This window comes from Streptomyces halobius (assembly GCF_023277745.1).
Taxonomy (GTDB): Bacteria; Actinomycetota; Actinomycetes; order Streptomycetales; family Streptomycetaceae; genus Streptomyces; species Streptomyces halobius.
Genome location: NZ_CP086322.1, coordinates 2,629,244 through 2,644,425, shown reverse-complemented (window position 1 = coordinate 2,644,425; position 15,182 = coordinate 2,629,244). Strand labels below are relative to the sequence as shown.

Annotated in this window: 11 protein-coding genes; 6 read left to right on the top strand and 5 right to left on the bottom strand. The window is 70.9% G+C overall.

The features are described from left to right. Positions 1 to 116 precede the first annotated feature (116 nt). Complete coding sequence (locus tag K9S39_RS12220; RefSeq protein ID WP_248863373.1) at positions 117 to 662, top strand: DUF1707 and FHA domain-containing protein; 546 nt, start codon at positions 117 to 119, stop codon at positions 660 to 662. Positions 663 to 941: 279 nt separating this feature from the next. Here the strand turns inward: K9S39_RS12220 and lpdA are convergent, their stop codons facing one another. Continuing rightward, positions 942 to 2,441: a dihydrolipoyl dehydrogenase gene (gene lpdA, locus K9S39_RS12215; protein WP_248863372.1), complete on the bottom strand. Its 1,500-nt coding sequence runs from the start codon at positions 2,439 to 2,441 to the stop codon at positions 942 to 944. A gap of 148 nt (positions 2,442 to 2,589) precedes the next feature. Between lpdA and K9S39_RS12210 the strand changes: the two genes are divergently transcribed. Next, complete coding sequence (locus K9S39_RS12210; protein WP_248863371.1) at positions 2,590 to 3,492, top strand: LysR family transcriptional regulator; 903 nt, start codon at positions 2,590 to 2,592, stop codon at positions 3,490 to 3,492. 40 nt (positions 3,493 to 3,532) lie between these two features. On the opposite strand, the gene treY is transcribed toward K9S39_RS12210, so the two are convergent. Then, complete coding sequence (treY, locus tag K9S39_RS12205) at positions 3,533 to 6,049, bottom strand: malto-oligosyltrehalose synthase (RefSeq protein WP_248863370.1); 2,517 nt, start codon at positions 6,047 to 6,049, stop codon at positions 3,533 to 3,535. A 386-nt stretch (positions 6,050 to 6,435) separates the two neighbouring features. Here treY and K9S39_RS12200 point away from each other — a divergent pair, with 386 nt between their 5' ends. Next, positions 6,436 to 6,690, top strand: coding sequence for a hypothetical protein (locus tag K9S39_RS12200; protein WP_406707912.1), 255 nt, complete (start codon positions 6,436 to 6,438; stop codon positions 6,688 to 6,690). Here K9S39_RS12200 and glgX read toward each other — a convergent pair. Continuing rightward, positions 6,650 to 9,019 carry a glycogen debranching protein GlgX gene (glgX, locus tag K9S39_RS12195; RefSeq protein ID WP_248863369.1) on the bottom strand — a complete coding sequence of 790 codons (2,370 nt, stop codon included), beginning with the start codon at positions 9,017 to 9,019 and terminating at the stop codon, positions 6,650 to 6,652. The two genes, K9S39_RS12200 and glgX, sit on opposite strands and share 41 nt — an antisense overlap. Positions 9,020 to 9,738: 719 nt before the next feature. Here glgX and K9S39_RS12190 point away from each other — a divergent pair. Continuing rightward, the gene (locus K9S39_RS12190) at positions 9,739 to 10,995 is read left to right on the top strand and encodes an SAV2148 family HEPN domain-containing protein (RefSeq protein ID WP_248863368.1); all 1,257 of its coding nucleotides are present in this window, start codon (positions 9,739 to 9,741) and stop codon (positions 10,993 to 10,995) included. 60 nt (positions 10,996 to 11,055) lie between these two features. Here K9S39_RS12190 and K9S39_RS12185 read toward each other — a convergent pair whose 3' ends face one another. Further along, a complete protein-coding gene (locus tag K9S39_RS12185) occupies positions 11,056 to 11,850 on the bottom strand; it encodes an SDR family NAD(P)-dependent oxidoreductase (RefSeq protein WP_248863367.1) in 795 nt (264 codons plus the stop codon). 238 nt (positions 11,851 to 12,088) lie between these two features. Here K9S39_RS12185 and K9S39_RS12180 point away from each other — a divergent pair, with 238 nt between their 5' ends. Beyond that, positions 12,089 to 12,802, top strand: coding sequence for an exonuclease domain-containing protein (locus K9S39_RS12180; RefSeq protein WP_248863366.1), 714 nt, complete (start codon positions 12,089 to 12,091; stop codon positions 12,800 to 12,802). 136 nt (positions 12,803 to 12,938) lie between these two features. Here K9S39_RS12180 and K9S39_RS12175 read toward each other — a convergent pair whose 3' ends face one another. Next, positions 12,939 to 13,829 (bottom strand): aminoglycoside phosphotransferase family protein, encoded by an 891-nt coding sequence (locus K9S39_RS12175; RefSeq protein WP_248863365.1) that lies wholly within the window; start codon positions 13,827 to 13,829, stop codon positions 12,939 to 12,941. A gap of 393 nt (positions 13,830 to 14,222) precedes the next feature. On the opposite strand from K9S39_RS12175, the gene K9S39_RS12170 reads away from it, so the two are divergent. Next, positions 14,223 to 15,164, top strand: a complete 942-nt coding sequence (locus tag K9S39_RS12170) for a carbohydrate ABC transporter permease (RefSeq protein ID WP_406707911.1) — start codon at positions 14,223 to 14,225, stop codon at positions 15,162 to 15,164. The last annotated feature ends 18 nt before the right edge of the window (positions 15,165 to 15,182 follow it).

Genomic DNA, 15,182 nt, shown 5'->3' with positions numbered 1-15,182 from the left:
CAGCTGACGGGACCAGCGGAAGCGGCTCGCTGACCTGCACCGGTTCCAGCGCGCGGAGGGCCCATGACGGGTATCTCGCCTGGACAGCGGGTCACGGTGGCCGGAGAATCACCGGCATGACTTCGCTGGAGTTCCCCGCACGGCCGGCGCGTCCGTCGGACGCCGACCGGGAGCGCGCCCTCGATCTGCTGCGGGATGGCGCGGCACAGGGACGGCTGTCCCAGGACACCTTCCTGCGCCGGATGGAACTCGTCCTCACCGCCCAGGAACACTCCGAACTGGCCTTGGCCACGGCGGATGTGGAGAGCCGCGGCAAGGTCCAGGGCGCGCTGCTGCGGCTGGTCGGCCGGATGTCGGCCTTCCATATCAGGATCCGCAGGGCCTGGCGTACGGAGCGGCTGCCCAAACTCCTGCTGCCCGAGCCGGGTCCGTTCCCGCTGCTCATAGGGCGGGCTCCGGGCGTCGGCCTACGCCTCAACCATGAAACGGTCTCCCGCGCGCACGCAGAACTGCGCAGCGCAGGCAAGAGCTGGATGCTGCGGGATCTCGGCTCCACCAACGGCACCTGCGTCAACGGGCGCCGGGTGGTGGGAGAGGTGCCGGTCGGGCCGGGGGATCACATCACTTTCGGGCGCGTCGACTACGTCCTGACGGAGCGGTGAGGCGGGTGGCGCTGCGGGTGGTTCCCGGCGACGTTCCGTGCGGTGTTCCCGGCGGCGCTGCGGACGGTCATTCCGGCGGCGCTCCGGGCGGTGTTCCCGGCGGTGCCTCGTCGCGCGGCGGCGCATGCACCGCACCACCGTGTGCCGGGCTTTGTCGGCGGAGCGATGGGCCGCAACCGGATTGACGGCCGCCGCCGGGGCGCCAACGGACCGTCCCCCGTGGCCCCTTGGCGCCCTCAGTGCTGATGCACGCCAGGTCAGCGCTGGTGCAAGCACTGCTCAGTGCTGATGCAATCCCCGCCCCGCCAACGTCAGAAACACCTCGCCGACCGCCTCCGACAGCGTCGGGTGTGCGTGGAGATGCCGCGCCACATCCGACGGTTCGGCATCCCACCCCACGATCAGCTGGCTCTCCGCGATCATTTCCGAGACATGTGGGCCGACCAGGTGGACGCCCAGCACCGCCTCGGCCGCCTCGCCACCCGCCCCGTCCGCCGCCGCGATCACCTTCACCATGCCGCCCTGCCCATGCACCATGCCCTTCGCGGTCGCCGTCAGCGGCATGGTGTTGACCTTGATGTCCCGCCCCTGGGCGCGTGCCCCGGCCTCGCTCAGACCGACCGACGCGGTCTGCGGGCTGGAATATGTCACCCGGGGCACGGTCGCATAGTCCACCGGAGGTGACGGGACGCCCGCCAGCGTCTCGGCGGCCAGCAGCCCCTCCGCGAACGAGGCGTGCGCAAGACCCGGCGACGGCGGCGGCAGCAGATCGCCGACCACATGCACGCCCGGCACGGCCGTCTCCAGCCGCGTCCAGTCCGCCGGTGCGAGGAACCCCCGCCCGTCCGTGGACAGTCCGGCCGCCTCCAGGCCGAGCCCGTCCGTCACGGGAGTCCGCCCGATCGCGACCAGCGGTCGCTCCGACTCGACCACGAGTTCCTCGCCCTTGGCCGTACGGAGGATGGCCCGCACCCCGTTCGCCAGCAGCTCCGTGCCGACCAGCGTCGAGCCGGTACGGACCATGATGCCGCGCTTCCTCAGACCGCGCGCAAGATGCCGGCTGACATCCTCGTCCTCCAGCGGCAGCAGCCGGTCCGCAGCCTCGACGAGCGTCACCTCGGCGCCCATGGAGTGGTGGAAGGACGCGTACTCGACGCCGATCGCGCCGCCGCCCAGCACCAGCACCGACTCCGGCAGCCCCGGGGCGAACAGCGCGTCATCGCTGGTGACGACCCGTCGGCCGTCGGCCGAGAGCCCCGGCAGCCTCCGCGGCCGGGAGCCGGTCGCCAGGACGATGCCGCGCCGGGCCGTGAACGCGCCGCCCTCGGGGCCGTCGATCAGCACCGAACGGGGTCCGGTCAGCCGCGCCGTACCGTGCACCACCCGTACCCCGGCGCGCGCCAAGTGGCCTGCCACACCCTGGTGATTGCGGGAAACGATGCCGTCCCGGGTGGTGGTCAGCGCGTCCCAGTCGACGGCGTCCAGCGTGGCCTTCACCCCCCACCGCTCGCGCGCCTCCGCGATGCCGTCCACCAGCTCCGCCGCGTGCAGCATCGCCTTGCTGGGAATGCAGCCGCGATGCAGGCAGGTACCGCCGATCAGATCGCGTTCGGCGAGCACCACCCGCAGCCCGAGGCCGGCGGCGCGCAGCGCGGTGCTGTAGCCGCCGGTGCCACCGCCGATCACGATGACGTCCGGCTCGGGGACGCCGGAGATCCCGCCGGCCGTACCCGTTCCGACCGTGGGTCCGCCTGTAGTTCCGCCCGTGACGTTGCTCATGCCGTCAAGGCTGCGCCCACCTGCGCCGATGCGTCCAAGGCAATGTTTCTATGGGGACGATGAGCTGTGTGCATGAGGCGAGTCGCGTGCGTGGGACGCACGGTGGGAACGCAGCGAACGTCGCGCGTGGGGAGGACAGGAAGACCCGATGAGTCTGCGACAGATGGAATACCTCGTGGCGGTCGTCGAGGAGGCGTCCTTCACCCGCGCCGCCGAGGCGCTGCATGTCACCCAGTCCGCGCTCTCCCACCAGATCAAGGCGCTGGAACGCGAGGTCGGCGGCCCCTTGTTGGAGCGGATGAGCCGCGGAGTACGACTGACCGTGATGGGCCGGGCCTACTTTCCGCACGCCGAACTCGCCGTACGCAGTGCCCGCCAGGCCCGCCGCGCCGCCCTGGCCGCGGCCGGCGCGGAGAGCGGCGAACTGCATATCGCGACGGTGCACGGCCAGGCGATCGGTGTGCTGCCGGAGGTCTGCGCCCGTTGGGCCCGCGAGCACCCGAGGGTGCGTCTGCTCCTCCACGAGTACGCCACCACCCAGGAGCTGTACGAGCAGATGGAGCGAGGCGTCGCCGATGTCGCCGTGGGGCCGCGCCCCGAGGACTGGCAGGGGCCGGTCACCGTCATCGGCCGGGAGGAGATGGTGTTGGTCGTGCCGCATGACGATCCGTTGGCCGCCCGGGAGTCCGTACGGCTCACGGACCTGGCGGAGCGGCCATGGGTGCGGTGCAGCCTGGAGCCGGTGGTGGACGGTCGGCGGTGGCTGGACCTGCAGTGCGAGCGGGCCGGTTTCGTGCCCCGTACCGCGGTCCGCACCCAGCACAGCTCGACGGCCGTACGGATGGCGTCGGCCGGTGTCGGCGTGCTGCTGACCGCCGCCCATGAACTCACCGGCCTGGACTGTGCGTCCGTGCCCACCGATCCGCCGTGGCGCCGCGATATCAGCGTCTTCTCACGGGTCGAACTGACGGGCGCGGCAGCGGTGTTCAGTGAGCTGCTGCGCGCCGTGTCGGGCGACGAGAAGAATCCGGCGGCCGGGAATGCCCGGTGACTGGAAACACTCACCCCGGTCGTGCCCCGGCACCCCGTCCTCACCCTGCCACGAACAGCGCCACCGGCGACTCCGCCAGCAGCTCGCTCAGCCCCACCACCGCACCGCCCGCCACCTCCCGGCCGGTCAGCAGCTCGCGCCAAGGTCCTCCGGGTGGCAGCCGCAGGACCGTGTCCCACCAGCCACCCGCCTCCGCCAGACGCAGCGACAGCCGGGTCGCCACCGACACCACCCGCCCGCTGCGGCAGAAGGCCACACAGTGCTCGGCCGCGGGCCCCTCCGCGGGCAGCGGCTCGTACGACGCGGCCGCACCGAACCACTCCGGACGGTCGCGCCGCAGCCGCAGCGCCGCCGCCGTCAGCCGCAGCTTCTCACCGGACAGATCCCCCGGCGCGGCCCCGCCGTCCAGCTCCGCGAGCAGCTCCGGCCGGAAGCGGGCGGGCCGTCGGTTGTCCGGGTCGACGAGCGCGGCGTACTCCCGCTCGGTGCCCTGATAGAGATCGGGCACCCCCGGCATGGTCAGGTGCAACAGCGCCGCACCCAGCACATTCGCCCGGACGAACGGCGCCAGATCCTCGTCCAGCGCGGCAAGCGGGGCCGCCCCGGGACCGCACGGGCCGCCGCGTACGAACTCCGCCACCGCTTCCTCGTACTCCGTGTCCTGCTCTGTCCACGAGGTACGCAGCCCGGCCTCCCGTACGGCCTTGAGAACGGCCTGTGACACCCGCTCCACACCGCGCCCACCGTCCGCCGACGGCCCGTCAGCGGCCGCCGCCCCCAGTCCGAACACGGTCTGCCAGGCCAGCCACGAGACCATCGGATCCCAGGGCGCCGCGCCCATCACCCCGCGCTCGCCGGCCTCGCCCGTCACCGCACCCAGCACATCCCGCCACCGGTCCGGGCACTCCGACAGCACAGCGATCCGCGCCCGGACGTCCGCGCTGCGCTTGGTGTCGTGCGTGGAGAGCACCGTCCCGGTGGCGGGCCAGTCCTGTTGCACCCGGGTGCAGTACGCGTGGAACGCCGCCGGGCCGAGGGCGGGCTCCCCGGGGTCACCGCCGACCTCACAGGCCGAGAGCAGCACCGGGTAGCGGTAGAGGGCGGTGTCCTCGACGGACTTGGCGCGCAGCGCGGACGCGGTCTGCGCGAAGCGCGCGGCGAAGTCGGCGACATCGGCACTGGGCGTGTCCGACGGGTCCGTGCCGCCCTCCCTCTCCCTCTCCCCACCAACCTCCCCCTCCCCGCCACCCAACCGCCCCAGCGCCAGATCACGGATCAGATCCACCGCGCGCGCCTCTTCCGGGACCCGGAACGTGGTGCGTGCCCGCGCCGCCGCCGTGTCCAGCATCGCCGCGTCCCGCCCCGCCCGGTCCGCGTCCGCGGCGTACGGACGGTAGACGGGCAGCCGCACCAGCAGCTCCCGGATCGCCTGGCGCAGCGCCCATGGCGCGTGGTCGCCCGGCCGGGGAACGCGTTCGCCGATCCGCGCCGCCGTCCGCACCAGCCGCTCGACCTCCGCCGCCAGATCGTGCGTGACGACCTCGTACGCGGCCCGGCGCACCGTCTCCTCCCAGTCGCCGCCCGTGTCGGCCAACGGGGTGACGTGGTCCCGGTAGTGGGCGAAGAGCCGTCCTACGCCCTGCGGGCAGACGAACAGCGCGTCGATGCGGCGCAGCGCGTCATAGCCGGTCGTGCCCGCGCACGCCCAGCGGTCCGGCAGCCGCTCCTCACCGGTCAGGATCTTCTCCACGACCGTCCAGCGGCCGCCGGTCCGGGCCTTCAGCCGGGCCAGATAGCCACCCGGGTCCGCCAGCCCGTCCGGATGGTCGACGCGCAGCCCGTCGATGACGCCCTCGCGCGTCAGCCGCAGCAGTGTGCCATGCGTCGCCTCGAAGACGTCGGGGTTCTCCACCCGTACGCCGATCAGCTCCGAAACGGTGAAGAAGCGCCGGTAGTTGAGCTCGCTGCGGGCCAGCCGCCACCAGGCGAGGCGGTACCACTGGGCGTCCAGGAGGCGCTCCAGCGGCAGCCGCTCGGTACCGGAACGCAGCGGAAAGGCGTGCTCGTGATAGCGCAGCACCCCGTCTTCGACCCGGAAGTGGGGGAACTCCTCGCCCAGGCGCCCGGCGAGCACCGGAAGCAGCAGCCGACCGCCGTGCCCGGCATCCCAGTCGATGTCGAACCACGCGGCATACGGGGACGCGGGGCCGTCCCGCAACACCTCCCACAGCGGCCCGTTGAGCGATGCCGGCGCCGGCACGGCCATATGGTTCGGCACGATGTCGACGATCAGGCCGAGGCCGTGCGACCGGGCCGTCCCCGCGAGCGCCCGCAGCCCCCGCTCGCCGCCCAGCTCGGCCCGTACCACCGTGTGGTCGACCACGTCGTAGCCGTGCGTGGACCGCGGTACCGCCTCCAGGACGGGGGAGAGATGCAGATGGGAGACGCCGAGCGCGGCGATATGCGGCACCGCCCGCTCGGCGGCGGAGAACGGGAACTCCGGCTGAAGCTGCAGCCGGTAGGTGGCGGTCGGCGACGGATTCGATGGCTGCGTCATGGGAACACCCGTACCCCATTGGCGGCCTGTTGCGTCATCCACAGCTGCCGTCTGCTGCCGTCGGGCCTGCCCCGAGCACTCCCCGCCCCCGTTCCCCCCGTTCCCCCCCCGGCCCTCCACGTCGTCGGTTCCTCCGATCCGGGAAGCCGACGCACCGCACACCTTCGTACGTCCGGTGCGTACGGCCCCCGGCGCCGTGGCCGCCAGCCCCTGTCGTCAGGCGATGACCGCCATGACAACCACCTCAACCACCTGTCGCCAGGTGATCGCGCTCTCCCTGCCCATGCTGTTCGTACGGTCCCTATGGGCGCTCTACCTGGTCGTCGTGGACCTCGGGGTGGGCCTTCGCCCCGCACCTGATCACGCTCTTCGGCCTCACCGAACGGATGGTGCCGGCCACCCGGCTGGCCGAGTCGATGGCCTTCCTCACCAGTGCGGTGGTCGGCGGCCAGGCGCCGGCACCGGCCGCCTCCGGCCGCCTCGCCGACGCCCACGGACCGTCGGCCGCCTTCGCGACCGCGGTCGGCGCCGCGGTCCTGATCCTCGGCGTCGCGATCACCGCCAAGGTGATGCCCCGGACCGCCGCGCCGGTGCCCGGCGCTACCCCGGCCGCCGCAACACCAGCAGGCTCCGGTCGGTGAGCGTCAGCCGATCGCCCGCCTTGACCTTCGCCCCGCCGCCGTCCGCCACCGCCCAGGGCCGGTCGGTGTCCACCACCACCTGCCACTGCCGACCGTGGTGCACCGGAACCATGAACTCCTTCTCCTGCGCATGGGCGTTGAACATCAGCAGAAACGAGTCGTCCGTGACCGTCTCGCCGCGCGGCCCCGGTTCGGAGATCGAGTTGCCGTTGAGGAAGACCGTCAACGCCTTGGCATGGACGGACTGCCAGTCGCGCGGCCCCATCTCCTTGCCATCGGCCCTGAACCATGCGATATCGGAGAGCTCGTCATATGTGCCTTCCGCCGGGCGGCCCTGAAAGAACCGCCGGCGCCGGAACACCGGATGGTCGCGCCGCAGCCACACCATCTGCCGTACGAAGGCCAGCAGCGCCGGCTCGTCATCGGGCGGTACGGACGCGCCCGTCCGTCGCTCGTTGCCAGCCTGACGTTCTTCCTCGCCCGTCCCGTCCTCCTCGTGGGCGCCTTCATAATCCTCGGCACCGTCCCGCCCCTCGGCACCGTCCCGCCCCTCGGCACCGTCCCGCCCCTCGGCACCGTCCCGCCCCTCGGCACCGTCCCGCCCCTCGGCACCGTCCCGACCTTCTGCACCATCCCGATCCTCTGACCCGACCCCGGCCGTTCTCCCGTTGTCCGCCCCCGATTCCGGCCACCGCACCCACGACAACGCGTTGTCCTGGCAGTACGCGTTGTTGTTGCCGCGCTGTGTGCGCCCGAACTCGTCTCCGTGACTGAGCATCGGCACACCCTGCGACAGCATCAGCGTCGCGAGGAAATTCCGCATCTGCCGGGCCCGCAGCCGACGCACCGAGGGGGCGTCGGTCGGGCCCTCCACCCCGCAGTTCCAGGACCGGTTGAAACGTTCGCCGTCCCGGTTGTCCTCGCCATTGGCCTCGTTGTGCTTCTCGTTGTACGCGACCAGATCGTGCAGCGTGAATCCGTCATGGCAGGTCACGAAATTCACCGAGGCGAGCGGTCGCCGCCCGTCCCCCTGGTAGAGATCCGATGAGCCGGTGAGCCGGGACCCGAACTCCGCCAGGGTCCGCGGTTCGCCCCGCCACAGATCCCGCACGGTGTCCCGGTACTTCCCGTTCCATTCGGTCCACAACGGCGGGAAATTCCCCACCTGATAGCCGCCCTCACCGACGTCCCACGGCTCGGCGATCAGCTTCACCCGGCTGACGACCGGGTCCTGATGCACCAGATCGAAGAACGACGACAACCGGTCCACCTCGTGGAACTGCCGGGCCAGCGTCGCCGCCAGATCGAACCGGAAACCGTCCACATGCATTTCCTGCACCCAATAGCGCAGCGAATCCATCACCAGCTGCAGGACATGCGGACTGCGCATCAGGAGCGAATTCCCGGTGCCGGTGGTGTCGGTGTAGTAGCGCTTGTCCTCGGACAGCCGGTAGTACGAGGCATTGTCCAGCCCCCGGAATGACAGCGTCGGTCCCAGATGATTCCCCTCGGCCGTGTGGTTGTATACCACGTCGAGAATCACCTCGATACCGGCCCGGTGCAGTGCCCGTACCGCCGTCTTGAATTCCAGCACCTGCTGCCCGCGGTCCCCCCAGGACGCGTACGCGTTGTGCGGAGCGAAGAACCCGATGGTGTTGTAGCCCCAGTAATTGGTCAGCCCGGCGTCCACCAGCCGGTGGTCCTGCACGAACTGGTGCACCGGCATCAGCTCCAGGGCCGTGACCCCCAGCTTCGTCAGATGGTCGATGATCGCCGGATGCGCCAGCGCCGCGTAGGTGCCGCGCAGCTCGTCGGGGAGCTCCGGATGGAGCATCGTCAGCCCCTTCACATGGGCCTCGTAGAGCACCGTCTCGTGATACGCGGTACGCGGCGGGCGGTCATCGCCCCAGTCGAAATACGGATTCACCACCACGGACGTCATGGTGTGCGGCGCCGAATCCAGATCATTGCGCGTTTCCGGCCGCCCGAAGTGGTATCCGTACACCGCCTCGTTCCAGTCGATACGGCCGCTCATCGCCCGCGCGTACGGGTCCAGCAGCAGTTTCGCGGAATTGCAGCGGTGCCCTCGCTCCGCCTCGTAGGGACCGTGCACCCGGAATCCGTAGCGCTGCCCCGGCATCACGCCCGGGAGATAGACGTGCCAGACGAAGGCGTCGGCCTCCCGCAACTCGACGGCGGTTTCCGAACCGTCATCGTTCAGCAGACACAACTCAATGCGTCTCGCGGCTTCGGAAAACACCGCGAAGTTGGTGCCCGCCCCGTCGTAGGTGGCACCCAGCGGATACATCTCTCCCGGCCAGACCTGCATGCGTAGACTCTTCCACTCTCTCGTCAGGGGCTGCGGCAACTCCACGACAAGCGTCCGCGGACCGAATCAGCATCTTTCCTCAACCTGTCCCGCACAGCGGGAATTTCGCGAGATCTTCGCTGAACTGTGGTCAATCCTTCGCGATGCCGTCCGATGGTCTTACCGGGTCTGGCTGGTTCTCTTGGGTCCGGCTGGGCCTGCTGGGGCTTACCGGTTCTTACGGACGTAGTCGGTTGTCCTACGGGAGTAGCCGGTTGGGTACGATGCGCAGATCCCGAGGGCCCGGGGCCGGTGCCGCTACATCAAGCACCCTCTCTCCCCCCCGCCTATACAGCAGCTACGAACAATTCACCAGCGACAACCTGGCCAACCGTGCCGCGTGCGCGAGCGGGACCTCCCGCGGCCGGGTCAACGGACGGCCGCCGAAACACCCCATCGCGCGGGTCCACATCAGGTTCGATCACACTGCCGGGCGATGCCGAACACGGGTGGACGGCCGGCCACCGTCGGCCCGCCCGCGTCCTCCCGCAGCGCCATAAGCCGGCAGCTCAACGGCCTCAGAGCTATGAATCCGCTCACTCCACCCGCGCTTTCCGGCCGCAACGGGCAATATGAATAAGGGGAGTTGGCGGACGACTCGAAGCATCCTGCTGCACTGCCTCCCGCGCCGCAGTAGTCTGCCTTGATCGTTGGCACGGGGGTTCGGAAGGCGGTGGCAGGTGAGCGGCGGGCTGGAGTTGCCCCCTGGTGATGAGAGTCACGAGGGTCACGAGGGCGGCTCCGTCGACGCACCGCCCGGCGCGGTGTCCCTGGCACGGCCGCTGGAGATCGGCGCGGAACTCGACTGGGGCGCCGAAGCCTGGGCCGAGGTGCGCACCCGCGCCCGCCGGGCCGGACGTGCCTATATCTGGCTGAATCTCGTCGAGCAGCGACTCCGGGCCGTTGTCTCGGCGGTGCTGCGCCCCGTTTACGAGCCGGTGCACGGCGACGAATGGGTCATCGCCGCGGCCGGTCCCGCCGGGCAGGAGTGGGTGCAGCGCGCGGTCGCCGTCCGCGAGGTGAGCCGGCGCAAGGGCTACCTCCTCGACCCCGCCGACGACAACATCGTCAGCTTTCTGACGCTTCCCCAGCTCCGCGAGCTGATGGTCCAGCACTGGCCCTGCTTCGAGCCGTACTTCGACGACCGCCGCGATGTCGAGCTGGGGCTGGACGAACTGGAGGTCGCCCGCAACATCGTCTCCCGTAACCGGGCCCTGTCCGAGACCGTCCTCGCCCAGGCGGAGCGGGCGTCGGCCCGGTTGCTGGACATCCTGGGCTCCGGCGTCGGCACCCGGATCTCCGGGCGGCTCCCGATCGACGCGGTCGAAGATCTCGTCGGTGACCGGTACGCGGATGTCATCGGCGTCCACTCCGACCGGGTCCGTCTCCAGCGCCAGCTCCCCGCCGAGGACCTGTTCGGCGGTGCCCGCCGCCTCGACGCCGTAGGCATAGGACTGAACCTTCTTGTCCAGAACTACTCGGGCCGCCGACTGGTCCGGCTCGCCGAGTCCGGCTGCCGTGTCCGCCTGCTCTTCCTCAATCCCGCCAGCAGTGCGGTCCGCCGCCGGGAGCGCGAAATCGGCCTGAAGAAGGGCGAGATGAGCCGCTCCATCGAGGTGAACATCCTGCACATGCGGCGGGTACGCGCCCGGTTGCGCGACCCCGGCGCCTTCGAGATCCAGGTCTTCGACGAGACCCCGCGTTTCACGGCGTATCTCGTTGACGGCGACGGTCCCGATGGCATAGCCGTCGTCCAGCCCTATCTCCGTAAGAGCCGCGGTATGGAGTCGCCGGTGCTGGTCCTCCGTGGGGGCGGTCGCGACGTGGTCCGCCAGGACGGCCGGGACGGGCGTGAGGCGCGTGACGGGGAGGGACTGTTCGAGACGTATCGCGAGGAGTTCGAGAGCGTGTGGGCGGATTCGCGGCCCGTCTCGTAGGGGCGCGGGCTGTCGCTCGGCTACCAGGGGCCTGTGGACAGGCCCTGTCACGGAGGCGCCCTACGGTGTCCCCGTGATGCCGCCGTCGACCCGTAGCTCGATGCCGTTCACGTAGTCGGCGACCGGGCTGGCGAGATACCCGACCGCGGCCGCGACGTCCTCCGGCCGCCCCAGCCGCCCGGTCGGATTCGGCGCGTACTCCGCGAGGATGTCCGCCTCGGCCGCTCCGCCGTCGTCGCCCTCGTCCGCCGCTGCCGCGCGTTCTTCGAACATCCGGCGCATCGAGGGGGTGACGATCACTCCGGGGCTCACACAGTTCGCGGTGACCCCGGTACCGGCCAGATGCCGGGCCAGGCTCGTGGTCATGTTCACCACGGCCGCCTTGGCCGCGGAGTATGTGACCATGTTGGGCAGCGGTGTCCGTACGGCCCGGCTGCCGATGGTGATCACGCGGCCCCAGCCCTGCGCGCGCAGCGACGGCAGCAGGGTCTGGGTGACCCGTACCGTCGGCAGGACGTTGCCCTCGAACGCGGCCCGCCAGTCGGACGGCCGGGAGCTCTCCCAGTCGTGTTCGGCGAACGGACCGGCGTTGTTGACGAGGATGCGGGCCCCGAAGTCGCGTGCGGTGACCGCGACCTGCTCGGCGACGCCCGGTTCCGTCAGATCGCCGAGCACCACTTCGGCGCGCACGCCGCGGACCGCGATCCGCTCGGCGACGGCCGCCGCGGCTGCCGCGTTCCGCCCATGGACAAGGACATCGCACCCTTCGTCCGCCAGGGTCTCGGCGATCGTCGCCCCGATCCCCGAACTGCTCCCCGTCACCAGAGCGCCGTGTCCCGCCAGCCGTAGGTCCATGACGGTCAGCCTAGGGGCGGCGGAGGTGCTGCGGGCCCCGGTTGTGAGCCGCGCGACAAGGCTCGCAGGCCGATTGTCAGTGGTGCATGCGAGAGTGTTCGAGCAACGGGGGATGTACCACCGAAGGAGGCCGCGTGAGCGAGCGGAGCATGGGGGGCCACCCGGCCGAAGGCTGGGGCGGCAGGGAAGAACGGTGCGCGCCGAGCGAGGGCGGGGCCGGGCGAAGCGAGGTGCCGGCATGAACTGGCATCAGGAGCTCTTGGTCAGCTTCGACCTGGAGACCACGGGCACCGATGTCGAGCGGGACCGTATCGTCACCGCCGCGCTGATCCGGCTGGAGGGCGATGGCCGGGTGGTCGCCAAGCAGTCCTGGCTCCTCGATCCCGGCGTACCGATTCCCGATGAGGCAGCAGCCATTCATGGCATTTCGACCGAATATATCCGAGAACACGGCCGGCCGCCGACGACCGCGATAGCGGACATCACGGAGGCACTGGCCGATGCGCTGCGCGCGGACATCCCCCTGGTGGTGATGAACGCGCGATACGACCTCTCGCTGCTCGACCGCGAGTGCCGTCGCCATGGCGTGCGCACGCTGACCGAGCGGCTCGGCAATCCGCCCGCGCCCATCATCGATCCGCTGATCCTGGACAAGCATGTGGATCGCTACCGCAAGGGCAAGCGCGCGCTGCAGGCGCTCTGCGGGCATTACGGCGTGCGGCTGGACGGCGCGCATGAGGCGGGCGCCGACGCGGCGGCCGCGGCCGGTGTCGCCCGGCGCATCGGGGAGAAACACCCGTCCGTCGCCATCCCCTCACCGCGCGCCCTGCACGCGCTCCAGGAGGAGGCCGCCGCCGAACAAGCGGCCTCGTTCCAGGCGTACTTGCGTCGCTCCGGCGATCCGCAGGCGATAGTCGAGCGGGCCTGGCCGCTGATTCCGTACCAGGGCTGAGGGGGACCGAGACCGATAACGGGACCGGGAACGAGGCAGAGATCGAGCCCTTGGTTGGGGCGGGCGGCCGGGGCGGCGAGCGGGATCCGGACCCGGCCCCGAAACCGGCCCCAAGACTTCGACCCGGTGCCGGGCCTCAGAACGGATACCACCGCACCGTCGCGTCCTTGTCGCGCAAGGAGGCCATCCGGCGGCGGAATTCCGTGCGGGCCGCCGGGTTTCCAGGCGCGTGCTGGGAGACCCAGGCACAGCTCGCCGTCTCCCGGGAGCCACGCAGCACCGCACAGCCCTCCCAGTCCCGCACGTCCCAGCCGTAGACCGACACAAACGTGTCGTACGCGTCCGCCGTCAGGCCGTAGCGGTCCCGGCTCAAGGCCATCACGACGAGGTCGTGTTCACGCAGATCGGAGGCGAAGGTTTCCAGGTCGACCAGCACCGGACCATCGGGCCCGACATGCACATTACGGGGCAGCGCATCGCCATGGATGGGGCCGCGGGGCAGCTGCGGCGCCAATGCGGCGGCGGCCGCGGCGAACGCGTCCCGCCGCCCCCTCAGATACTCCGCGTCCTGCGCCGATACGGCATCGCCCGCCAGTCGCAGCCAGCGCTCGACACCGCCGAGGAGTTCGCGCCGGGGGAGCGCGAACGGCGGTTCCGGCAGGGCGTGCACGAGTTTGAGCAGCGCGGCGAGATCGCCCGGTTCGGCGGGGCGGACGGCTTCCGGCAGCCGGTGCCAGTACGTCACGGGGTGCCCGTCGACCAGGGTGGCCTCGGGCTCGGCGGCCCGTACCGCCGGTACGCCCTCGGCCGCCAGCCACTGGGCCACGGCGAGTTCCCGTTCGGCGCGCTCCCGGAGATCGGCGCTGCGGCCCACGCGTACGACCGGACCGTCGTCGCCGAGTACAAAGACCGCGTTCTCGCCGAGCGCGAGCAGCTTGGCGTCGGCCGCCGCGTCGGGCCGTCCGGCCGCGGCCAGGACATCCCGGGCGCGCGCCTCCGTGAAGGCGCCGGGGCTCGCTTCGGTCATCGTGCTGCCTCCTGCGGTGCGTGATCCCGACCAGTGTCGCAGGTACGGAAGCCCTCCCAGGTGGGGAGATCCCTCACGCCTACCGACCGGGCACCTTGACGGCGATGGCGGCCCTCACGACGATGACGGCGGTCGGCCGCGACCAACGGGGGAGAGGGGGCGACGGGGCGACTCCAGCAGCGCCGAGGGCGGGAGTCCGCACCGACATCGGAGCGACCGGCACCGGTTCACCACACCACCGGTTCACCGCACCACCAGTGCAGCACACCACCGGTTCACCGCACCACCGCATCCCCGCACCACGGAAGCCGGACTGTCTCGCCAGGGAGAGCGCCGGGCCGACCGCGTCCGACTGCCTGACCGCGTCCGACCGCGTCCAAAGGAGCCACTGCCGTGACCTTGACGACCGCGCCACGGCGGTCAACCACAGCCGGCTCCCGGCGCACCGTCGGACCCCGGCGCGACCATGGTGCGTGGTTCCTCGTGCTGCCCGCGCTGTTACCGATCCTCGTGCTGAGCGTCGGACCGCTGCTGTACGGCATCGGGCTGGCGTTCACCGACGCCCAGTCGGGCCGCACCCAGCCCACCCAGTGGGTGGGTGCGCTGAACTTCTCCGACCTGTTGCGGGACTCCCTCTTCTGGGAATCGTTCCGGATCGGCCTGGTGTGGGCCGTCGGCGTCACCGTCCCGCAGTTCGTCCTCGCCCTCGGCCTCGCGCTGCTGCTCAACCTTGATCTGCGGCTGCGGTGGCTGGCCCGCGCGCTGGCGATCATCCCGTGGGCGATGCCGGAGGGCGTCGTCGGCATCATGTGGCGGCTGGTCTACCACCCGGACGCCGGCGTGCTGAACGAAACGCTGCGCCGCCTCGGCCTGGCCGGAGCCGGCGACGGCCGGGACTGGCTGAGCGGTCTGGCCACCGCCCTGCCCGCGGTCATCCTCGTCGGTATATGGGCCGGTATGCCACAGACCACCGTCTCGCTGCTGGCCGGCCTGCAGAACGTCCCGCGCGAGCTGCACGAGGCCGCGTCGATGGACGGCGCGGGTGGCTGGCGGCGCTTCCGTACGGTCACCTGGCCCGCCATCAGACCCATCGCACTCGCCATCACCGCGCTCAACTTCATCTGGAACTTCAACTCCTTCGCCCTGGTCTTCGTGCTCACCGACGGCGGCCCCGGCGGCCGGACGCGGCTGCCGATGCTCTTCGCGTACGAAGAGGCATTCCGTTACGGGCAGTTCGGATACGCCGCCGCGATGGGACTGGCGATGGTCGCGGTGATATCGGTCCTGCTGGCCGTCTATCTGGCCGGCCGGCTGAAGAGGGACGAGGACAAGTGAGCAGACTGAGAGCGACCA